General features: G+C 57.5%; 19 protein-coding genes and 1 tRNA gene. 18 read left to right on the top strand and 2 right to left on the bottom strand.

Annotation, left to right across the window (positions count from 1 at the left end; all coding sequences use genetic code 11):
* The first annotated feature begins 256 nt into the window (after positions 1-256).
* Positions 257-934: a copper homeostasis protein CutC gene (locus DXD49_RS04475; RefSeq protein WP_117794331.1), complete on the top strand. Its 678-nt coding sequence runs from the start codon at positions 257-259 to the stop codon at positions 932-934.
* Positions 935-937: 3 nt separating this feature from the next.
* Positions 938-1,735, top strand: coding sequence for a DUF4931 domain-containing protein (locus DXD49_RS04470; protein ID WP_117794330.1), 798 nt, complete (start codon positions 938-940; stop codon positions 1,733-1,735).
* Between the two features lie 30 nt (positions 1,736-1,765).
* Here the strand turns inward: DXD49_RS04470 and DXD49_RS04465 are convergent, their stop codons facing one another.
* Positions 1,766-2,764 (bottom strand): bile acid:sodium symporter family protein, encoded by a 999-nt coding sequence (locus tag DXD49_RS04465; protein WP_117794329.1) that lies wholly within the window; start codon positions 2,762-2,764, stop codon positions 1,766-1,768.
* Between the two features lie 276 nt (positions 2,765-3,040).
* On the opposite strand from DXD49_RS04465, the gene recJ reads away from it, so the two are divergent.
* The 16 genes from recJ to rplT all read left to right on the top strand — a co-directional run bounded on the left by recJ (position 3,041) and on the right by rplT (position 22,107).
* Positions 3,041-6,328 (top strand): single-stranded-DNA-specific exonuclease RecJ, encoded by a 3,288-nt coding sequence (recJ, locus tag DXD49_RS04460; protein ID WP_117794328.1) that lies wholly within the window; start codon positions 3,041-3,043, stop codon positions 6,326-6,328.
* Between the two features lie 15 nt (positions 6,329-6,343).
* A complete protein-coding gene (locus DXD49_RS04455; RefSeq protein ID WP_117794327.1) occupies positions 6,344-8,704 on the top strand; it encodes a bifunctional (p)ppGpp synthetase/guanosine-3',5'-bis(diphosphate) 3'-pyrophosphohydrolase in 2,361 nt (786 codons plus the stop codon).
* A gap of 80 nt (positions 8,705-8,784) precedes the next feature.
* Positions 8,785-9,465: an MBL fold metallo-hydrolase gene (locus DXD49_RS04450; protein ID WP_117794326.1), complete on the top strand. Its 681-nt coding sequence runs from the start codon at positions 8,785-8,787 to the stop codon at positions 9,463-9,465.
* Positions 9,466-9,586: 121 nt separating this feature from the next.
* Positions 9,587-11,515 carry a BglG family transcription antiterminator gene (locus tag DXD49_RS04445; RefSeq protein ID WP_233541748.1) on the top strand — a complete coding sequence of 643 codons (1,929 nt, stop codon included), beginning with the start codon at positions 9,587-9,589 and terminating at the stop codon, positions 11,513-11,515.
* A 12-nt stretch (positions 11,516-11,527) separates the two neighbouring features.
* The gene (locus tag DXD49_RS04440; RefSeq protein WP_117794325.1) at positions 11,528-11,848 is read left to right on the top strand and encodes a PTS lactose/cellobiose transporter subunit IIA; all 321 of its coding nucleotides are present in this window, start codon (positions 11,528-11,530) and stop codon (positions 11,846-11,848) included.
* Positions 11,849-11,911: 63 nt separating this feature from the next.
* Positions 11,912-12,220 carry a PTS sugar transporter subunit IIB gene (locus DXD49_RS04435; RefSeq protein WP_117655170.1) on the top strand — a complete coding sequence of 103 codons (309 nt, stop codon included), beginning with the start codon at positions 11,912-11,914 and terminating at the stop codon, positions 12,218-12,220.
* A gap of 96 nt (positions 12,221-12,316) precedes the next feature.
* Positions 12,317-13,627 (top strand): PTS sugar transporter subunit IIC, encoded by a 1,311-nt coding sequence (locus DXD49_RS04430; protein ID WP_117794324.1) that lies wholly within the window; start codon positions 12,317-12,319, stop codon positions 13,625-13,627.
* Positions 13,628-13,726: 99 nt separating this feature from the next.
* A complete protein-coding gene (locus tag DXD49_RS04425; RefSeq protein WP_117794323.1) occupies positions 13,727-15,190 on the top strand; it encodes a glycoside hydrolase family 1 protein in 1,464 nt (487 codons plus the stop codon).
* A 66-nt stretch (positions 15,191-15,256) separates the two neighbouring features.
* Positions 15,257-16,690: a glycoside hydrolase family 1 protein gene (locus DXD49_RS04420; protein WP_117794322.1), complete on the top strand. Its 1,434-nt coding sequence runs from the start codon at positions 15,257-15,259 to the stop codon at positions 16,688-16,690.
* On the top strand, positions 16,690-17,610 hold the full coding sequence (locus DXD49_RS04415) for an AEC family transporter (RefSeq protein WP_117794321.1): 921 nt from the start codon (positions 16,690-16,692) through the stop codon (positions 17,608-17,610). The genes DXD49_RS04420 and DXD49_RS04415 overlap by 1 nt, the downstream gene beginning before the upstream one ends.
* Before the next feature lie 186 nt (positions 17,611-17,796).
* Positions 17,797-18,663: a class II fructose-1,6-bisphosphate aldolase gene (gene fba / locus DXD49_RS04410; RefSeq protein WP_117743995.1), complete on the top strand. Its 867-nt coding sequence runs from the start codon at positions 17,797-17,799 to the stop codon at positions 18,661-18,663.
* Between the two features lie 254 nt (positions 18,664-18,917).
* Positions 18,918-20,351, top strand: coding sequence for a transglutaminase-like domain-containing protein (locus tag DXD49_RS04405; protein ID WP_117743996.1), 1,434 nt, complete (start codon positions 18,918-18,920; stop codon positions 20,349-20,351).
* Between the two features lie 39 nt (positions 20,352-20,390).
* A tRNA-Leu gene (locus tag DXD49_RS04400) sits at positions 20,391-20,477 on the top strand.
* Between the two features lie 430 nt (positions 20,478-20,907).
* Positions 20,908-21,477, top strand: coding sequence for a translation initiation factor IF-3 (gene infC / locus DXD49_RS04395; protein WP_117734493.1), 570 nt, complete (start codon positions 20,908-20,910; stop codon positions 21,475-21,477).
* 32 nt (positions 21,478-21,509) lie between these two features.
* Positions 21,510-21,701, top strand: coding sequence for a 50S ribosomal protein L35 (rpmI, locus tag DXD49_RS04390; protein WP_117734492.1), 192 nt, complete (start codon positions 21,510-21,512; stop codon positions 21,699-21,701).
* A gap of 46 nt (positions 21,702-21,747) precedes the next feature.
* On the top strand, positions 21,748-22,107 hold the full coding sequence (rplT, locus tag DXD49_RS04385) for a 50S ribosomal protein L20 (RefSeq protein ID WP_006234421.1): 360 nt from the start codon (positions 21,748-21,750) through the stop codon (positions 22,105-22,107).
* 103 nt (positions 22,108-22,210) lie between these two features.
* Here rplT and DXD49_RS09890 read toward each other — a convergent pair.
* On the bottom strand, positions 22,211-22,541 hold a 331-nt coding region (locus tag DXD49_RS09890; RefSeq protein WP_233541747.1), incomplete at its 5' end, for a hypothetical protein.

Here is a 22,541-nt window from a genome sequence, read left to right as displayed (position 1 = left end):
TTCAACTTCGGCGGCATGACCAGAAGGTCAATGCCGCCTTGTTTCAAGGCACCTTGCTCGCTCTGGCGGGCTTTCGCTGACTTCGCCAAAACATCGACGTTGTGGCAGATGCCAACGACTACTCCCTTTATGTTGCGGTGGAATAGGGACTAAATGGGAGTCTCAGAGGCCAAAAGAGTCCCTATTCCACCGCAACTTCATGGGGGCGTGCGACAATGCCCGTCGGAAAACATCTGCTGTCTTTGGGGGTCTATCTATGCTGTACGAGTTTTGTGCCGAGAACTTTGAGCGGGCGCCGGCGGCTATCGACGCCGGTGCAAAGCGCATCGAGCTGTGCGACAACCTCGCCGTCGGTGGTACCACGCCCTCGGCCGGCGTTATCAGCGCTACGGTCAGCTATGCTCACGAGCACGATGCGCGGGTGATGTGCATGGTCCGCCCGCGTGGCGGCGACTTTTATTACAACCAGGACGAGCTGCGCATGATGGAGATGGACTTGGGCCTTGCCGTGAGCGCCGGCGCCGACGGCTTGGTCTTTGGCTGCTGCAAGCCTTGTGCCGGCGGATGGGCGCTTGACGAGCTTACGCTCGGCGCCCTCGTTATGGCCGCGGGGTGTGCGACCGAGGAATGCAAGCGCGAGTCCCTTGACATCACCTTCCACATGGCATTTGACCAGCTCTCGCCCGAGGCTCAACTCGATGCGATTGATACACTTGCCGACTGCGGCGTTACGCGCATCCTCACGCATGGCGGCGCGGCCGGTACGTCGATCGAGGATAATTTCGATCACCTGGCTCGTTTAATCGAGTATGCGGGTGATCGTTTGACCATCCTTCCCGGCGGCGGCATCACTACGGCAAATCGCGACGCGGTCGCGGCAGCGCTAGGCGTCCCCGAGCTTCATGGCACCAAGATCGTGCCGCTGGAGGTATAACCCGTGGCGCTGGTATTTGACGTCCAGCAGGCGAGCGGCAAACCCGATGACAACCGTCGCCCCGGTACCGCGTGCCCCTTTTGCGACACGGAGGGACTCGCCAATATCATCCAGCGCGATGGTGACTGCATCTGGCTCGAGAATAAGTTCAAGACCTTGCGGGCCACACGTCAGACCGTATTGATCGAGTCTGCCAATCACGACGCCGACCTGGTGACCTATGAACCGGATGAGCTGCATCATGTGATGCGGTTTGCCCTGGACTGTTGGCAGCAGATGATCGATTCCCAACAGTACCGCAGTGTGCTTATGTACAAGAACAAAGGCCCGCTTTCGGGCGGCAGCCTGGTCCATCCGCACATGCAGATTGTGGGTTTGGAACAGGAGGACGGCTATGCTTCGTTGACTTCCGCCAATTTCGAAGGCATCAATGTCTGGCAGCAGGGGAGAATCTCGGTCAACATCTCAACCGAACCGATCATGGGGTTCTTTGAGGTCAATGTTTCAGCCCCGCAGGGAATCGCCGCCAGCGACGACGCCCACGACCAAGCCGAAGCGGACCTGTTTGCCGATGCGATTCAGGTGGCCCTGCGCTATATTCTGCACGAGCACCACGGCGGTCGCGCGGAGTCGTACAACTTGTTCTTCTACCACCTGGGCGGCCGGACCATTGCAAAGGCGCTGCCGCGTTGGGTGGTATCGCCCTACTTTGTGGGCTATCGTCTGGTCCAGGTCAATGCTGAGACCACGCTCGATATCGATGCAGAGCGCCTGTGTGCGCATCTGGAAACGCTCGTGTAGCAAGGCGAGCGCCTGCGAAAAGCGTGCTGTCTAGCGTGCCATCGCGTCGCGGCCGGCCTTGACCCGCTTGCGCTGTTTGGCGCGCTCCTCGCCGGTTAGGCGCTCAAAGAGGTGCCCGATAATCGAGGCCAGCACCTGTTGAAACAGCGTGCCACACATGACGGGGAACACGACCTCGCCGGGAAAATACTGTGTGGCGATGACGGCGCCCGAAGAGATGTTACGCATGCCGCAGGTAAAGCACATGGTAGTCGTCTCGCTATACGGCAGATGCAGCGCACGGGCGACCAGAAAACCGACGACAAAGCCGCTGATGGCGAAGGTCAAAATAAAGAGGGCGACTTCCAGACGCATCGCGTTCATGTGCAGGACGTACTCGCTCATGGCGGTGGAGTTGGACGCGATGACACCCATCATCATGAACTTGCAGGCGGGCGAGAGCGCGGGGGAGAGTTTCTCGTGTCCCCATCCGAGCGTGAGTTCGTTGATTACGATGCCGAGCACGGCGGGGATGGCGATCATAAAGGCCATGTCTTGCATCATGCTCGGCACATCGATCGAGACGGTGGCACCCAGCAGGAGCTTGAGCGTAAGCGGAATCGTCACAGGTGAGATGACCGAGGACGTCAGGATGATGGTGAGCGCGAGCGGGCCGTTGCCGCCGAACATGCTAATCCACATAAAGGCAGTGACTGCCACGGGCACGCTGTACTCGAGCACGATGCCGCAGACAAGGTTGGGGTTGGAACCAAAGAACAGTGATCCCATGGCATAAGCTGCTATGGGAATAAGCACCGCCGAGACGAGCAGTGCCAAAATCAAGTGCAGTGGACGGCGGAACACCTCGGCCACCTGGTGAAAGGTGTTGCTGAGCGCACCTTGGAACGTCATAAAGGCAAACAGGGCGGGAACGATGGGCTTGAGCACGCCGATCTGCTGGGGAAAGAGCACGCCGAGCGCCACGCAAATCGGAACGATGATTTGCATGTGCCCCGCGAGAAATTTGCCCAGTCCAACCCACTGCTTCATATGCGCTTGCGACTCCCTTTGCTTGTGAATCCGTTTTGAATGGATATGCTAGACGCTCGCATGCGTCCGTGCGTCAGAAACGCTTGATTATTTCGAGGCTATTACCGGCATCGTTTATCGAAACCGCGGCGTGCTGCGGCGATTGGCGTCCGCGGTGCACGGTATAATAAATCCGTTCAACAGATCTGCCTGCCGAAGCGGGCATACACAGAGGACTCATCGCTATGAACCGTGAGAGGTATCGCGGCGACCTGCCCCTATCGGGGGTGGGCGCCTATGTCATCGCTTAAGACGACGCATCGCTGGGCGGTCGCTCAGCAAAACCCCGAGCTCGAAAAGGAGCTTTCGGCTGGCCTGGGCATACCCGGGCTGGTGGCGCGCATTATGGTTGCGCACGGCATTACATCCATCGAGGAAGGTCAGTTGTTTTTGACGCCTTCACTCGATCGCGACTGGGCCGACCCACTCATTATCCCGGGCATGTCGGTCGTTGCCGACCGCGTCGAGCGTGCCATTCGCAACCACGAGCACATCGCGGTCTTTGGCGATTTTGACGTTGACGGTATTACGTCGACCTGTCTGTTGACCGAGGCACTGCGCGCGTTTGGTGCCGATGTCACGCCGTTTATTCCACATCGCTTTGACGAGGGCTACGGTCTTTCGCGCGCGGCGCTCGACCGCGTTAACGAGCTCGCTCGCCCCCAGCTGATCGTGACCGTCGATAACGGTATTGCCGCCAAGGAAGAGGTCTCCTATCTGGAGAGCCTGGGGATCGATTTGGTGGTCACGGACCATCACGAGCCCTCCGATCAGGTGCCGCAGGGCGTGCCCCTGACCGACCCTAAGCTTGAGAACGAGGGCCCTTCGCGCGAGCTTGCCGGTGCCGGTGTGGCGCTCAAGCTGGTGCAAGCCCTGGGCGAGCGTTTGGGCAAACCGTCGTATTGGCGTTCGCTGATCGAGGTTGCGGCGCTTGGCACCGTGTCCGACATGATGCCGCTGACGCCCGAGAACCGCGCACTGGTCGCCGAGGGCATCCAGCAGATGCGCGTGACGGCTCGTCCCGGCTACATCGCGCTGGCAGCGCTCGCCAAGGCCGACCTCTCTAGCATTACGGCCGATGGCCTGTCGTTTTCGCTCATCCCTCGTCTGAATGCTGCCGGCCGCATGGCTGATCCCAAGCTGGCGCTCGACCTGCTGCTTGCCCGCGACCCCATCGAAGCGAGTGCGCTTGCCGCCGAGCTCGAGGAAATCAATCGCCAACGCCGCGAGATCGAGGCGGAGCTCACACGCGATGCCATGGCGAAGGTCGAGGAGACTTATGACGGCGGTCGCGCGATCGTCGTGGGCGGCGAGGGCTGGCACGAGGGCGTCAAGGGTATCGTAGCGAGCCGTCTGACCAACCGTTATCACGTGCCGGCGCTGCTGTTCTCGATCGAAGACGGTATCGCTCGCGGTTCGGGTCGCTCGGTGGGCAAGGTCAGCCTGTTCGACGCCGTCGAGCGTTGCTCCGACCTGCTGATTCGTCGCGGCGGGCATGCGGGTGCGGTGGGCGTGACCATCGAGGCGTCCAAGCTCGGCGAGTTCCGTCGTCGCCTTTCCGCCGTGCTGTCCGAGCTTCCCGCCGAGGACTTTGAGGACACCGACGAGGTTGCCGCCACCGTTGACCTCTCCGAGCTGAATATTGAGACCATCGAGCAGATCTCCCGTCTTGAGCCGTTTGGCCAGGGCAACAAGGTGCCGCTGTTGGCGGCCGAGGGCGTGACAATGTGCGATCGCGCCGTGGTGGGCAAAACCGGCGAGCACATGCGCTTCGTGGCGACCGATGGCGCCGCGAGTGTGCCGGCTATTATGTTCCGCGTGCCGCAGATCGATAAGCTCATCAATTGCGATAGCGCCGTCGATTTGGTGTTCGAGGCCGTGGCCGAGCATTGGCAGGGACGCGTGAAGCCCAAGCTCATGATCAAAGATGTCTTGGTGCGCGATACCACGGCGCCCAATATCGACGATCCGGCGTGCGAGCTTCGTCGTGGCGTGCGGCCGGCGGACTTAGGCCCGCGCCTGGAGTCGCGTAAGCGCGAGACGCTTGCCCAGCTTTCCTATACCGAGCTGACGCGCTCGCTTATCCATAGCTTTATCGGCTCGAACCAGCCACACCGCGCGCAGGTTGAGGCACTCGATGCCTTGGCCGACCACAAGAGCGTCTTGGCCGTTATGGGAACGGGCCGCGGCAAGTCTCTCATCTTCCATGTACATGCCGCGCGTGAGGCGGTGCTTCGCGGACGTGCGAGCATCTTTGTCTATCCGCTGCGTGCGCTCGTTGCCGACCAGGCCTATCACCTCTCGTCGACGATGGCAGCGCTTGGCATTGGTGTTGGCGTGCTGACCGGCGAGACCGTGGAGGCGGCGCGCGATGACGTGTTTGCCGGTTTGGCTTCGGGCCGCACCGGCATCGTGCTCACGACGCCCGAGTTCCTGTCCATTCACCGCGATCGCTTTGCGCGTTCGGGGCGCATCGGTTTTGTCGTTATCGATGAGGCGCATCATGCCGGTCTTGCCAAAGGTGGCGACCGGAGCGCGTACCTCGACATGCCCGATATTCTCAAAGCGCTAGGCGATCCCGTTGTCATGGCGGCAACGGCTACCGCGACGGCTCCGGTCGTGGCAGAGCTCGCTCGCGTATTGCCGATTACCAGCACGGTGGTTGACGAGACGGTGCGCGAGAACTTGCAGCTCGAGGATGACCGAGACCTCGCAAGCCGCGAAAATCGCCTGGTGTCGATTGTGGCGACGGGGGAGAAGACCGTTATCTACGTCAATTCGCGCGACCAGTCCGTGGCACTTGCCAAGACGCTGCGCAAGCGCGTGCCAGACTGTGCGACCCATATCGCGTTCTATAACGCCGGGCTCGCGCGTTCCGATCGCCGCCGCGTCGAGGAGGCGTTTCGAGATGGCAGCCTCAGCTGCATCGTCTCGACCTCGGCCTTCGGTGAGGGCGTCAACCTGCCCGATATCCGACATGTCGTGCTCTACCATATGCCGTTTGGCGCGATTGAGTTTAACCAGATGAGCGGCCGTGCCGGTCGTGACGGACAGCCCGCTGTGATTCATCTGCTCTATTCGTCGCGTGACGCTCGTATTAATGAGCGCCTGCTCGATTGTTACGCGCCCGAGCGCGATGAGCTTGTCACGCTCTATCGAGCGCTGCAGACCATGTGGCGCTCCAACCGTGGCAAGACGGGGGACGATTCATTCTGCGCAAGCGATATCGACATTGCGCAGATGTGCCTTGCAATCGACGCGCGCACGCCGGTCGATGAGCGCTCGGTGGAAAGCGGCCTGGGAATCTTCGAAGAGCTTGGTTTCTGTCGCGTTTCGGGGTTTGACGACACCCGTCGCATCGCGATGGCCGAAAACCCTGGCCGCGTGCAATTGAGCAGGTCAATTCGCTATTTGGAGGGCTTGCGCTCGCGCATGGAGTTCTCGGCTTTCCGGAGCTGGGCGCTCGATTCGTGTGCTTCTGATATGCTAGCCAAAGTTAACCGCCCGATCGTACCACGGGCCTAGGGGAAGGGGACCTCGATGGATGCCGCAGCCCGTACCGCCCATGATTCCACCCTCCAGCCTTTTTCTGAGATGGAGCACTATAAGCATGCCGATGAGCTGCCGCCCGAGATTATGGCGGACAGTTACGACAAGCTGGAGCGTCTGTGCCTCAAATATATGAATGAGGATGACTTCTCCATGGTGGAGCAGGCCTACTGCTTTGCCGCCGAGAAGCATTGCAACCAAAAGCGCCGCTCGGGTGAGATGTACATTAACCATCCCGTCGAGGTGGCCATCATTCTGGCTGATCTCAAGATGGACTGCGATGTGGTGTGCGCCGCGTTGCTGCACGATACCGTCGAGGACACCGAAACCTCGCTTGCCGACGTTTCCGGCCTGTTTGGCGAAACCGTGGCAGAGCTCGTCGACGGCGTGACCAAGCTCACCAACATCGAAGTCGACAGCATGGACGAGAAGCAGGCGCTTACGCTGCGCAAGATGTTCCTTGCCATGTCCAAGGACATTCGCGTCATCATCGTCAAACTCGCCGACCGCCTGCATAATATGCGCACGCTCGCCGCCCTGCGCGAGGACCGTCGCCTGTTTAAGGCACGCGAGACTATGGATGTGTACGCGCCCCTGGCCGACCGCCTGGGCATGAGCTCTATTAAGTGGGAGCTCGAGGATCTGTCCTTCTTCTATTTGGAGCCCGACGCCTACCAGCGCATCGCGCGCATGGTGGCAGAGTCGCGTGAGGTTCGCGAGCGCTATCTGGCCGAGACTATCAAGACGCTCACCGATGAACTCAACCGCATTGGCCTGGAGGGCTTCCAGATCAACGGCCGCTCCAAGCACTATTGGTCCATTTACCAAAAGATGAAGCGCAAGGGCAAGGAATTCTCCGAGATTTACGACTTGGTGGCGCTGCGCGTCATCACCCATTCGGTGCGCGATTGCTATTCCACGCTCGGTGCGGTGCATACGCTGTGGCACCCCATGCCCGGTCGCTTTAAAGACTATATCGCCATGCCCAAGGTCAATAACTACCAATCGCTTCACACGACGGTTATCGGCCCCACGGCCCGCCCGCTCGAGATTCAGATTCGAACCTACGAGATGCACGAGCAGGCCGAGTACGGCATTGCCGCCCACTGGCTCTATAAGAAGTCGGGCGGATCGTCTGCTTCAAAGACCAATGATGCCCAGCGTCTGGACGACCAGATTAACTGGCTCAAACATTCGCTCGATTGGGCTGCGTCTGATGAGATCACCGACGCCAAGGAATACCTGCATTCGCTGAAGGTCGACTTGTTTGACCAGGAGATTTTTGTCTTTACGCCCAAGGGCGAGGTCATGGCGCTTCGCGCCGGCTCAACACCGCTCGACTTTGCCTACGCCGTTCATACCGAGGTCGGCAACCACTGCGTCGGCGCTAAGATCAACGGTGCGGTGGCGCCGCTCACGCACGAAATCAAGACGGGCGACCGCGTTGAAATCCTGACCAACAAGAGTTCCAAGCCGTCGCGTGATTGGCTCAAGATCGTTAAGACACCTTCCGCCAAGTCAAAGATCCGCCGCTATTTTGCCGCCGCGACCAAGGACGACGACGCTGCCGCCGGCCGCGATATACTGGCCAAGGACCTGCGCAAGCGCGGGTATGGCATCTCTACGCCACGATCCACGCGTGCGCTCAACGCCGTGGCGGAGCAGTTTAACTACAAGCAGCTCGAGGACCTGTTTGCCGCCGTCGGTGCGGGCAAAGTCGCCCCGCGCGCTGTGGGTAACAAGGTCGAGCAAATCTTGGACCCCAAGCCCGAGGAGCAGCTCACCAAGGCCGAGGCCATTGCCGAGGTCGTGAAGCAGCCTGCGCGCGGATCAAACCGCAAGCCACAAAAGCGTGGCAAGAGCGCCAGCAACGGTATCATCGTCAAGGGCGAGAGCAACAGCGGTCTGCTGGTCCGTTTGGCGCATTGCTGCAATCCGGTGACGGGCGACGACATCGTCGGCTTCATCACGCGCGGTCGTGGCGTTTCGGTGCATCGCGCCAATTGCCCCAACGTCAAGGGTCTTATGGAGCATCCCGAGCGCATGATCGAAGTGGAGTGGGACGGCGCTGCCGATACCCTGTTCCAGGTTGAGATCGTGGTCGAGTGCCTGGACCGCATGGGCCTTCTCAAGGATGTCACCATTGCCATTGGCGATGCGGGCGGCAATATCCTTTCTGCCGCCACGTCGACCAACCGCGAGGGTATTGCAACCCTGCGCTTTATGGTCGAGATCTCGGACGCGAGTGGTCTGGATCCGCTGCTGGCCTCCATCAGCAGCGTTGACTCGGTCTACGATGCACGTCGTTTGATGCCTGGCGAGGGTGGAGCTCAGCTCAAGCGTCGTGTGTAGGCTGACTTACGACATTATTGATATTGGCTGCGTTCGAGGCATCGTATGGTGCCTCGACGTGTATAGAAGGAGGCACGCGTATGGACGCTACGGCTTTGGATTTAACTCCTCGGGGCTCGGTCTCAATCGAAACCCTTGTAAACGGTCCCGTCCAGACCAATAGTTATGCCGTGATTTCGAACGGCGAGTGTCTGATTGTTGATCCCGCCTGGGAGGGCGAGAGTCTCGTTGAGCATATTCGAGCAGAATACCCTGATGTGCATGTACTCGGTGCCGTTTGCACGCATGGTCATGCCGATCATGTCGGCGGTATCGCAGGAGTTCGGGCCGCCATTGGCGCTGGCGCCCTGTACGAGCTGTGTGACAAGGACGCAGCGGTGCCGCATGCGAATATCGAGGAACAGCGAGCGATGTGGGGCATCGAGACGCCCGATCCGGGCGATCCGACGCGTCTGCTTGCCGAGGGCGATACCGTTGAGCTCGGCGACATTTGCCTGCAGGTTATCGAAGTGCCTGGACATACACCGGGCGGCATTGTCCTGTTCGCTGCGACCAAGCAGGGAAACATTGCCTTTGTTGGCGACACCCTGTTCCCGGGCAGCCACGGCCGTACCGATCTTGCCGGCGGCGACGAGGCGGCAATTATGCGCTCGCTCTCCAAGCTCGCTCGGTTGCTTCCGGCCGACACGACTTGCCTCGTTGGCCATGGGCCCTCAACCACCATGCAAGCAGAGCTTGAGCACAACCCGTTTATGCTCTAATCGGTTTTTCCGTTTCCACCCAACAGACTTCCGACTTCTGGGGAAATCGAGAATGTGGAACCCTCTCCATAAACCTTGTATCTTTTTTATTGTCAGATGAGCGCGGGGAGGTGGAACGTTGGTGTTGGATTCGCAGGTTCAAAAAGTACTTGGCTATATCGAGGTCAATCCCGATGTTTCGCCCGCTCGTCTTTGCGAAGAGTTTGGCGTGAGTGATCGCACGATTCGCACGTACGTCAAGAAGCTCAACGCCGCCCTCGAGCCAGACGCCTATATCCATAAACGTCGTGGCGGGGGTTATGCCCTTAATATCATCGATTACGATGCGTACTGCTCGATTAAGGACGATGCATCCAACGGAGGGCTCAAGTCAATTCCCTCTACGAGCGAGGGACGCGTTGATTACTTGCTGAACGACCTGTTGAGTCGCGTTGACTGGATCACTTTGGACGATCTTTCGGAGATCCTCTATGTATCCCGCAACGCTATTTCAGGCGATCTTAAGCGCGTCGAGGCGCAGCTTGCTAAGTTCGATCTTAAACTTGAGCGGCGTCCTCATTACGGGATTCGCGTGAGCGGCTCGGAGATGTCGCGCCGTCTCTGCCTGGCAAACATTACGCTCGACAAGCTTGCAGAGCATCGTGAGAGCGATTCTCAGAATCAGGTGACCCTCGACACGATTGCCGCCTGTGTTAATGAAGTCATTGCCGAGGAAGGCTTCCAAATCAACTCAGCGGCCTATCAAAACCTGCTGGTTCATATCGCGGTCGCCATTTGGCGAATCCGCGAGCAGTGCTATGTCCCGCTCGAAGCCGAACATATTGAGAAGTTACGTACGGCGCGCGAGTTTGCGGTGGCCGGGTGTGTGGCTTTGGGTATCGAGAAGGCTTTCGACATTCGACTCCCAGAGGAGGAAGTTGCCTATATCGCCATTCACCTTGCGGGAAAGCAGTCTCTGTATGCTAGCCCTGATGGTGCCGATGAAGGTCTCGTAATTTCCGACGAAGTCTGGGATGTGGTCACCGAGATGCTCGAGTGCATCTGGGATTCCTATCACTTTGATTTTCGCGGCGATCTTGAGCTTCGCATGAACCTCGCGCGTCATATCGTTCCGCTTGCCGTGCGCCTCAAATATCGCATGCATATCGATAACCCGCTGCTTGCCGATATCAAGAAGCGATTCGCGCTCGCGTATTCGATGGCACTCGATTCGTCGGTCATCCTTGCCGAGCACTACGGTAGCCGTCTTTCGGATGACGAGATCGGCTATATCGCACTTGCCTTTGCCCTGGCGCTTGAGCGCCAGAAGAGCGAGGCTCCGCGTAAAAATATCCTCGTGGTATGCGCAAGCGGACAGGGAAGCGCCAAGCTTCTCGAGTACCGATACCGCCAGGAGTTCGGTGCCCTCGTGGACAAGATCGTGACCTGTGATGCTTCCCATATCGACAGTATCGATATGACGGGTATCGATTACGTATTTACTACGGTGCCCCTGCATAGAGCGCTTCCGGTGCCCGTGCGTGAGGTGAGTTTCTTTCTCGATGCCGACGACATGCACGATGTTCGGGAGATTCTTGCCGGTGCAAATGTCACCGGTGATCTTGCACCTTATTTTTCGGCTGACCTATTTGTCTCCGATATAGTCGCTGCGGACAAGAACGAGGTCATCTCAATTCTATGCGAGCAGGTCGCTGCCATGCGTAACGTGCCTGATGAGTTTAAGCAGCTGGTCATGCGTCGTGAGGAACTCGCGCAAACGAGTTTTGGCAATCAGGTCGCCATGCCCCATTCGGTCAAGGCCGTGACGGACGAGACGTTTGTTTGCGTTGGACTACTGCGCGAGCCGGTCGAATGGAACGGGCAGGCGGTACGGGCGGTCTTTCTCGTATCGGTTTCAAAGGCTAAGAACAAGAAGCTTGACCGTTTCTACCGCAGTATGGCCAAGATGCTTACCAGCAAAGAGGCTATCCAGGAGCTTGTCGACAACCAGCGATGGGATACCGTCGTCAAGCTTTTGAATATGTATGGAAAAACAGACGACAACGAGTAGAAGGAGACACCGATGGACGAGAGCAAATATGAAAATGCCCTTCAGATCATTTTGCATGCGGGCAACGCCAAGTCCGCCGCGCTCATGGCGATCGACGCTGCCCATGATGGCGATTTCGAAGAGGCCGAGAAGCAGCTCGCCGAGGCGCAGTCCGAGATGAGCGCAGCCCACAAGATGCAGTTCGAGCTCACTCAGGCCGAGGCAAACGGCAACGAGGTCGATATCAACATCATCTTGATCCATGCCGAGGACCATCTGACGATGGCCATCATGGCGAGTGATTTTGCCGAGCGCTTCATCGAGCTTTATCGCGACAAGTACGAGGGCAAGTAGCCCCAAAATATCGAGTTTGGTCAATCAAGCGCCCAAGATGAGCGCTTTTGAAAGGAGTCCGTTATGAACATCATGTTGGCTTGCTGCGCTGGTATGAGCACCTCGCTCGTTGTGAGCAAGATGGAGGAGGCCGCTAAGGCCCAGGGCAAGGATGATTACAAAATTTGGGCCGTCGAGCAAGGCCAGGTTGCCGAGGAACTCGGAAACTTTGACGTTTTGCTGCTTGGCCCGCAGGTCCGCCATCTTCAGCGCAAGCTCACCAAAGTCGTTGACGGCAAAGCTCCCGTTGCCGTAATCGATCCGGTTGCCTACGGCAGCTGCGATGGCGCCAAGGTCCTCAAGCAGGCGGAGGACCTGGTCGCCAAGGCATAAGGGCTCAATAGCCCAAAATCGCCGCTGTGCGACTAGCACTCGACAGCGGTCTACATCCGAAAGCACGTCATTAACTTTCGAAAGCAGGTACATCATATGGCTTTCTCCGAGAAATTCGAAGATGTGATGATGGTTGTCGCAGAAAAAGTAGGCGACAACGTATATCTCTCCGCAATTAAGGATGCCTTTACCGCGTTTATGCCTTTCGTTATCGTGGGCTCTATGGGCACGCTGCTCAAGACGTTGGTCTCTTCCACCACGACGGGGCTTGCACAATGGGTGCCCGCGCTCGCGGGGCTTGAGCCGGCATTTTCCGCTATCAACTACTGCACCATGTCCTTCATGACGGTGCCCATCACCTTCCTGATTGGCCTTTACCTGGCCCGTGCCAAGAAGGCTCCGGAGTATCCGACGGCGCTCGTTTCCGTGGCGGCCTACATCTCCATGATTTGCACCTCCATCAAGGTCGACGGTGCCGGCACGGCTCTCGAGGCTCCGGTGTCTGGTCTGCTTACCACCCAGATGGGCGCCCAGGGTCTTTTCGTCGGCATGATTACGGCCGTTGTGTTCGGCTCGCTCTTCTGCTGGCTGTCTACGATCGATCAGATCAAGATCAAGATGCCTCCTTCGGTTCCTTCTGGTATCTCCCAGTCTTTTAACGTTATGATTCCGGTCTTTATCGTCCTCGTCGCGAGTGCCGTCTTCGGCCTTGGCTTCCAGGCCCTTACCGGCTCCTACATCAACGACTGGATCTACGGGCTTATGCAGGCTCCGCTCGAGGCGGCCTTCAAGACTCCCGCTGGCGTTATCATCATCGTTGTCGTGTCTCAGCTCTTCTGGGTTCTCGGTATCCATGGTGGTCTCATCGTTTCCCCGGTGCGCAACCCCATGTTCAATGCGGCAATCGCTGCCAACACCGCTGCCCTTGCCGCTGGCACCATGCCCGATTCCCCGTTCACCATGGGCTTCTGGAACTGCTTCGTCGCCCCCGGTGGCGCTGGTATGACCCTCTGCCTCATCATTGCTATTATCCTGTGCTCCAAGCGCGATGAGGAAAAGGCTATCGCTAAGCTCGGCTTCCTGCCTGGCATCTGCGGCATCTCCGAGCCCGTCGTCTTCGGTATCCCGCTGGTTCTTAACCCGATTTACGCGATTCCGTTTGCCTTTGGTTCCGGCATCTGCGTCGCCATCGCCATGTTCGCCACCTCTATCGGCTTCCTTCCCTGCAACACCGTTGACGTTCCCTTTGGTGTGCCCATCCTTCTCAATGCCTTTGTTGGCCATGGCTGGCAGGGTGTTGTAGTCCAGGTCGTCGAGCTTGTCGTCGGCGTGCTCATCTGGATTCCCTTCGTGATCGCCAACAGCAAGCTGGCCAAGAAGGAGCTGGAAGAGGCTGCCGAGGCCTAATGGCTCTGCGTATTGATTATTCGATAAACTGCCTGTAACTTCGAGGGGCGCGGTGCACGGGAGCGCTGCGTCCCTCTTTTTCTACCTAAGGAGATAACCATGAGCTACGTGTTCCCCGAAGGCTTTTTGTGGGGCGGCGCCACCGCTGCTAACCAGTGCGAGGGAGCTTGGGATGTGGATGGCAAGGGCCTTTCGGTCGCCGATTGCACCACTTATAAGCCCAAGGTCGACAAAAAGGACTACGCGGCGTTGCACGGGATCACCGATGAGCAGATCAAGGAGGCCGAGGCTTCGACCGATACCCATATGTATCCCAAGCGTCACGGCATCGACTTCTTCCATCGCTACAAGGAGGACATTGCGCTTTTCCAGGAGATGGGCTTCAAGACGCTGCGCGTTTCCATCCAATGGACTCGCCTGTTCCCCACGGGTACAGAGGAAGAGCCGCTCCAGGCCGGCATCGACTACTATCGCGATCTGTTCCGTACCATGAAAGATGCGGGCATTGAGCCACTTGTGACGCTTCATCACTACGAGATGCCGCTCTATTTGGCAAACCATTACGACGGTTGGGGCAAGCGCGAGGTCATCGACTTCTTCTTGCGCTTCTGCGAGGTCTGCTTCCGTGAGTTCGGCAAGTACGTGACCTATTGGCTCACGTTCAACGAGATCGACTCTGTGTTCCGTCACCCCTGGACCACGATTGGCGTTTGCACCGAGCGCTATCCCGAGGATAAGCGCGAGGAGCTTATCTACCAGTGCGTGCACAATCAGTTTGTAGCGAGCGCCCTTGCCACCAAGATGCTGCACGAGATGGTTCCCAGTGCTCAGATGGGCTGCATGGTCACGCGCACCCTCACCTATCCCGAGAACTGCAATCCCAAAAACATGCTGCTCGCGCAGAAGGACAACCGCGATAACTACTTCTATAGCGATGTCCAGGTACTCGGCGAGTATCCGCAGCATGTGCTCAACTATTGGAAGCGCAAGGGCATCCACGTCGAGTTCGGCATGGGTGACGAGGCTATTCTCAAGCAGTATCCGGTCGACTTCGTCTCCTTCTCTTATTACATGTCGATGGTTGACTCTATCGATGCGGACAAGCGCGAGAAGGTTGGCGGAAACCTTGCTACCGGCGTTAAGAACCCCTTCCTGCCCATTTCTGACTGGGGCTGGCAGGTCGACCCCGATGGTCTCACCTACGCGTTGATCGATATGCAGGACCGCTACCATAAGCCGCTCTTTATCGTCGAGAACGGCCTTGGCGCCTACGACAAAGTCAACGAAGACGGCACGATTGACGATGACTATCGCATTGATTACTTCCGTGAGCATATCAAGGCCATCGGCGCCGCTATCGAGGAGGGCGTCGACGTGATGGGCTATACCCCGTGGGGATGCATCGATTTGGTTTCGATGTCGACGTGCGAAATGGACAAACGGTACGGCTTTATCTATGTCGACCTCGACAATGAGGGCAACGGTACCTATGCACGCTCTAAGAAGAAGAGCTTCGATTGGTATCAGAAGGTTATTGCCACCAACGGTGCTGACCTCGACTAGCTTTCGTTCAACAAGTGTGAGGGCCGTCGCGATGACGGCACGTTTCCTATAGAAAAGAGGACGACCATGGGTGTTTTTCCTAAAGACTTTCTTTGGGGCGGCGCGACTGCCGCCAATCAGTTCGAGGGAGCCTGGGACGTAGACGGCAAGGGTCCGAGTTGCATGGATATGGCCACTAACGGCAACCATCACCACCCGCGCGAGATCACGCCCGAGCTCGACCCCAACAAGCTCTATCCCTGTCACGATGGTGTCGATTTCTACCATCACTACAAAGAGGACATCGCCTTGCTCGCCGAGATGGGATTCAAGGTCTTTCGTTTCTCGATGAACTGGCCTCGCATCTTCCCAACGGGATTCGAAGATGAGCCCAACGAGGCTGGTCTTGCGTTTTACGATCGCGTGATGGACGAGTGCCATAAGTACGGCATCGAACCGCTCGTAACGCTGAGTCATTATGAGATGCCTTTTGCCATGTGCCAGAAAGTCGATGGCTGGGCTTCGCGCGAGGCTATTGACTGCTACGTGAAGTATGCCAAGACCGTCATGGAGCATTTCAAGGGCAAGTGCCGCTACTGGCTTACGTTCAACGAGATCAATTGCGGCATGATGTCCCTTGGCAACTATATGAGTCTCGGCATTCTGAATCCGGGCTCCTTTGACCTGCGCCATCAGAAAGACAACCCGCAGAAGCGTTTGCAGGCGCTGCACCATCAGTTTGTGGCAAGCGCTCTTGCGGTCAAGGCGGGGCATGAGATCGACCCCGACAACAAGATGGGTTGTATGATCGCCTACATGCTGGCCTATCCACTCACGCCCAATCCTGCCGACGTCGAGCTCGCCCGCGAGCGCAATCAATATCGCAACTACTACTGTTCCGATGTTCAAGTGCGCGGCGAGTACCCCTACTTTGCCCAGCGTATCTGGGATGAGGAAGGCGTGACGCTCGATATCACCGACGAGGACCGTAAGGTTCTCAAAGAGGGTACAGTCGATTTCTATACGCACAGCTATTATCAGAGCCAGTGCGCAAGCACTGACCCTGCTGAGGAGACGAGCGGCAACCTTCTCGGGGGCGCCAAGAATCCTTACCTCAAGGAGACTGCGTGGGAGTGGCCTATCGACCCTATGGGTCTGCGCATCATGCTCAACCAGGTGTACGAGCGTTATCAAATCCCCATTATGGTGGTTGAGAACGGCCTCGGCTGCTGCGATGAGGTCAACCCGGATGGATCTATCGACGACGACTATCGTATCGAGTACCTGCGCGATCACATCAAGGCTATGGCCGAGGCCATCAAGGATGGTGTTGAGGTCTGGGGCTACACACCTTGGGGCTGCATCGACCTGGTGAGCAATGCCGATGGAGAGATGGCCAAGCGCTACGGGTTTGTTTACGTCGATAAGCACGATGACGGCACCGGCACTATGGAGCGCTCGCGTAAAAAGAGCTTCTACTGGTACAAGAAGGTTATCGAGACCAACGGCGAGGAGCTGTAATGGGAGGAGCGGTTGCCGCGCTTATCAACCAGATCGTCATCATGTTTATCCTGATGGCGATCGGCTATGCTCTCTACCGCATGAAGATTATCGACCGTAAGGGCACGAGCCAGATGGCCAATGTGGTCATCTACGTGGCGTATCCCTGCATTACGCTGAGAACTCTTATGGTCGACTTCGACCCCAACATGATCCGCGACGCGGGATTTTGCTTTGTGCTTACCGTTGTGGTCACGCTCATTTCGATTCCGCTCACGCGTCTGTTCTTTAAAAAGGAGGATGGCGTCGCCCGTTACGGCGCCATCTTCTCCAACAGCGGCTTTATCGGGGTTCCCATTGTTATGGGCGTGTTCGGGTCCGAATACGTCTTCTACCTCTCCATCGGAGTCTCATGTCTCACGTTTTTCATTTGGACGTATGGCGTATGGTTGGTTTCGGGCGATAAGAGCCAGATGTCGTTTAAGAACTGCATTACTAACCCCAATCTCATCATGATCTTGATTGGTCTTGTTTGCTTTTTCTTTTCAATCCATCCGCCTGCGTTGATGGCGACGATTCTCGATGACCTGGGTTCGCTCAATACGGGCCTTGTGATGCTTGTGCTTGGAGCCTATTTGGCGCAGAGCGATATGCGCGCTGTCCTTACGAGCAAAAAGGCCTATCTCGTCAGCTTGGTGCGACTTGTCATCATCCCGGCGATCGTTGTCGGCATCTTGGCGCTCTTCCCGTGGATTGATGCCAAGATCCGCCTCACGATGCTCATCGCTCTCGGTGCACCCGTCGCATCGTTCGCGGCCATCTTGTCCGAGAAATACGGTGGCAACTATAAATTTGGAATCGGCTTGGTAACGCTGTCGACGATTTTGTCGCTCATCACCATGCCCATTATGCTTGAACTCGCATCTTTGGTGATCGTATAGCCAGTTGGTATTTAGGGGTTGACAATTACGTCAACCCCTAAACTCGTTAACGGCCGTTCTGGGGCGGCAAACGGTATAAAAACTCGCTAAAGTACCCATATTCATGAACAAACGAACGTATATGCTTGGGTGTGCCGTGGTAAAATCACAGGCGTTATTGGAGCAACCTTACAGGAGGTTTCTTTTATGCTCGTCAACGCAGCAGACATGCTCAAGAAGGCCGAGGCCGGCAAGTACGCTCTCGGTGCCTTCAACACCAACAACCTCGAGTGGACCCTGGCCATTCTCCAGGCCGCCGAGGAGGCCAAGTCTCCGCTGATCCTTCAGTGCACCGCTGGTGCCGCTAAGTGGATGGGCGGTTTCAAGGTCTGCGCCGACATGGTCAAGGCTGCCGTCGAGGCCACGGGCGTTACCGTTCCCGTCGCCCTTCACCTCGATCACGGTTCTTACGAGGACTGCTTCAAGTGCATCGAGGCCGGCTTCACGTCCATCATGTATGACGGCTCTCACGAGGAGACCTTCCAGCTTAACCTCGACCGCACCAAGGAGCTCGTTGAGCTTGCCCACTCCAAGGGCATGTCCATCGAGGCCGAGGTCGGCGGCATCGGCGGCACCGAGGACGGCGTGACCTCCAACGGCGAGCTCGCTGACCCCGCTGAGTGCAAGCAGATTGCCGACCTGGGCGTTGACTTCCTCGCCTGCGGCATCGGCAACATCCACGGCGTGTATCCCGCCGACTGGGCTGGCCTTTCCTTCGAGCGTCTGGGCGAGATCAAGGCCCAGACCGGTGACCTGCCCCTCGTCCTGCACGGTGGTACCGGCATCCCCGAGGATCAGATCAAGAAGGCCATCTCCCTGGGCATTTCCAAGATCAACGTCAACACCGACCTGCAGCTCGTCTTCGCCAAGGGCGTCCGCGAGTACATCGAGGCTGGCAAGGATCAGCAGGGCAAGGGCTTCGATCCCCGCAAGCTCCTCAAGCCTGGTCGCGATAACATCGTTGCTCGCACCAGGGAGCTCATGGAGGAGTTTGGCTCCGTCAACAAGGCGTAAGTAGCGGTTTAACTTTCCCGCCGGAGGCCCCGTTCGCCCTACGCTTTTCCCTTGCGCTCGCCTGGCTTTGCCAGAAGTCGCGCAATGGGAAAAGCTCCGGGCGAACGGGGCCTCCTTCGTTAACTCGCTACAGGGTTACTGGGCTGAGATAATTGAATTGATACCGTTTATCGGTGTTGAGGGCTCCTTGGTTGGGGGCTTTGTTTTTATGTCGGTACAATGGGCTCAGGTTGTCGTACTACTTGGGAGTGGTTATGGCTGTTATTGATATTTTGCCTGCTGACGGGAAGGTTGTTGCCGAGGGTCCCGTTGGGTGCTCTGTTGAGGTTTGCGACGATGATTTCCGTCATCTCGATATCGGATTGCCGCCTGAGATTCTTCGTCTCAAGGATGCTGGATATCTGACACAGGCGGTTGCGGCTTGCGATCGTCTTTTGAAGCAGAATCCTGATCCCTCGTTTGCCGCCTGCGTTCGTGCCGAGCGGTATCGCATGATCGAGACGCCGCTTCATTTTTCGGTGTCGCGTGATCGGGCTATTGAGATGATCCGCGAGGAATGGCCCGAGTTTACCGATAAGCAGTTTGACGACCTGATTGACCGCAAGCGTATCGATTGGCGTTTTATCGATGGCGAGCTATTTGTCCTCGACAATTTCCTTGATTCCTTGCGCGTGTATCCCAAGGAGGTTCCGGGCCTGCGCCCCGATCCTACGGATAGCATTGCGCTGCGCAACCAGATGCTCGAGGAGATGGAAACGCAGGGCGGGCTGTCTCGTACCATTACGCTTAAGGCGTGCGTGTCTGTCCCCGGGGCTTTGGAAGGAGAGGCCGTTCGCGCGTGGCTTCCCGTTGCCGCTGCCTGCCGCCAGCAGTCTCAGATCGAGATTCTTGATATGACGCCGGAGGGGGTCATTGCCCCTGCGAACGCCTTGGCGCGTACCGCTTCGTGGGTCTCCTCGACCGATCGCTCGTTCTCGGTGATCTATCGTTATCAAATCGATGCCGCTTATCACGATATCTATGGGGGTGCGCTTCCAGCGCATCCGTGTATGGACACATCGCTGCCCGAGGACATTTCCGAGGACCGTCCACACATTGCGTTCACGCCGTATCTGCAGCAGCTGACTGAGCGTGTCGTTGACGGGCTCGAGGACCAGCTCGATCGAGCTCGGGCTATCTATGATTACTTGACGCTGCATATCGACTATCGCTATCAGCCGCCGTATCTGCTTTTGGGCTCCATCGCCGATGACTGTGCGCATTCGCTTCGCGGTGATTGTGGCGTTATGGCGCTCACGTTTATCACCATGTGCCGCATTGCCGGTGTGCCCGCCCGCTGGCAGAGCGGCCTGTACGTTGCGCCCGACTCGGTGGGGCCGCATGACTGGGCGGAGTTTTATACGCCGCAGACTGGCTGGCTCAACGCCGATGTCTCGTTTGGTTCCTCGGCGCGTAGGATGGGGGAGGAATGGCGCCGCCGCCACTATTTTGGTAACCTCGATCCGTGGCGCATGGTGGCAAATTCCCGGTTCCAGGCAGGGTTTGAACCCGTCTTCGACGGTATGCGCGAGGATCCCTATGACAACCAGATGGGGGAGGTCTCGGTCGACGGTCGTGGATGCCGTCGGCGCGAGATGCTCCGTTCGGTCGAGCTCATCGAAATGCTCGAAGTTCCATTTTCGGACTAATCAACAGAAAGCTGTGATAAACTAACTCACGCATTACGTGCCCGAGTGGCGGAATTGGCAGACGCAGTGGACTCAAAATCCACCGTTGGCAACAACGTGCGAGTTCGAGTCTCGCCTCGGGCACCATACATGCAGCTGAGCGTTCAAGGGGGTCAAGGCCCCCTTTTTCGTGCCGAACTCGCGTGAGCGCGCGAAACGTTAAGCAAACAGGCCGGCGGCCTGTTTGTAGCGGAGCGTGGCGAGGGCGCTATGCGCCCGAAGCCCGGGGTTTCGCAAAGCGAAAGCCCTTCGAGTCTCGCCTCGGGCACCATGCATGCACCTGCGCTTCAAGGGGGCCAAGGCCCCTTTTTCGTGTACGTAATGTGATAGCGCGCTGTACGTGTTATTATCGCCAAGGCGTTGTTCCCGCAATGCCCTAAAGAGGAACCCGAGGGTTCCCACCTTTTGGCGCCAATGAGCAGCTGACTGGTCATACAACTTAGATTTACTTCCTCATTTCGAGGATGTCTATGTGTACGACCTGGTTGCTGAGAAGCGCCGGGTTATTTTTTTATGAATGGAGGTAGGGAAAATAGCTAAGTCTGATGACACCCGCATCAACGACGAGATCACTGCATCTTCGTGCCGTTTGATTGGCGTCGATGGCTCTCAGCTCGGCCTGTTCGCCATCCGCGATGCCCAGCGCGTCGCCGACGATCAGGGTCTCGACTTGGTCGAGATCGCTCCCAACGCGGAGCCGCCGGTCTGTAAGGTCATGGACTACGGTAAGTTCAAGTACCAGCAGGCCATGAAGGCCAAGGCCGCTCGTAAGAACCAGTCTAAGGTCGAGGTCAAGGAAATGAAGTTCCGACCCAAGATCGATGTTGGCGACTACGAGACCAAGAAGGGCCACGTTCTGCGTTTCCTCAAGAAGGGCGCACGCGTTAAGATCACCATCATGTTCCGCGGCCGTGAGATGGCTCACCCGGAGCAGGGTCTTAACGTTCTCGAGCGTCTCGCCGAGGATCTCAAGCCTTACGCTACGGTCGAGTCCAAGCCTAAGATGGAGGGCCGTAACATGCTTATGCTGCTCGCCCCGATTAAGGGCGCTTTCGATGAGGAAAAAGCGGCAAACGATACTAAGTAACTAGTGTTCTGTAACCGATTAAGGAGTATTTCATGCCTAAGATGAAGTCCCACAGCGGCACCAAGAAGCGTTTCCGCAAGACTGGTACCGGCAAGCTCATGCGCGCCAAGGCTTTCAAGAGCCACATCCTGAGCAAGAAGTCCACCAAGCGTAAGCGTGGCTTCCGCAAGGAGACCGAGATCGCCGCTGCCGACCGCAAGGTCATCAAGTCGCGTCTCGCCTAAGTTCGCGTTCCCTTTTTTCGTCTTACCGTCTAGGAGTTGATAGAACATGGCACGTATTAAGCGCGCTGTTGCCGCCAAGAAGAAGCGCCGTACCGTTATGCACCGTGCGAAGGGTTACTACGGTGCCGCTTCGCGTACTTACAAGCATGCTAAAGAGCAGGTCCAGCACTCCCTGCAGTATCAGTATCGTGATCGCCGCAACAAGAAGCGCGAGATCCGTTCTCTCTGGATCACCCGTATCAACGCTGCCGCTCGCCTGAACGACATTTCTTATTCTCAGTTCATGCACGGCCTGAAGGTTGCCGGCATTGAGCTCGACCGCAAGGTCCTGGCTCAGATGGCTTACGAGGACATCGAGTCCTTCAACGAGCTGGCCACCATTGCCAAGAAGGCTCTCGAGGCCTAATAGATTCTCTTGAATCGCTAGGGGAGTGTCGCGTTGTGCGCGGCGCTCCCTCTTTTTATCTGAAGCGCGGTTTACATTGCTAAAAGCGCGGGTAGATAGACACCTACAGGTGACCGATCTCTATATATTCCTGAACCAAAGGGTCATCATCTGATACGTGCGGAAGATTCGCACCAGTCTTTCTATTAGCTATAGAAGGCGATATATTGTGTAGGACTTGTGAAGAGTGGACTTGACGTTCCACAGGCCCCTCCGGTCTGGCAATATATCTCCTTGCCGCGCGGCCCGGTCGGACCGGATCAGCCGCTAAGCGTGCACCTTGAGAACCGGATACTGCGAGGATGGACACATTCAGTGTCGCATCCGGGCAGACATCGAACCATTTGAAATGGTCTGACTTGGATTTGTTTTTCGCAAGGCCGCCGAGAGGCGGC

It is taken from the genome of Collinsella sp. TM05-38 (assembly GCF_003466445.1).
Lineage (GTDB): Bacteria > Actinomycetota > Coriobacteriia > Coriobacteriales > Coriobacteriaceae > Collinsella.
The sequence above is the reverse complement of the archived record's forward strand: the minus strand, read 5'-3'. Positions and strand labels throughout refer to the sequence as shown.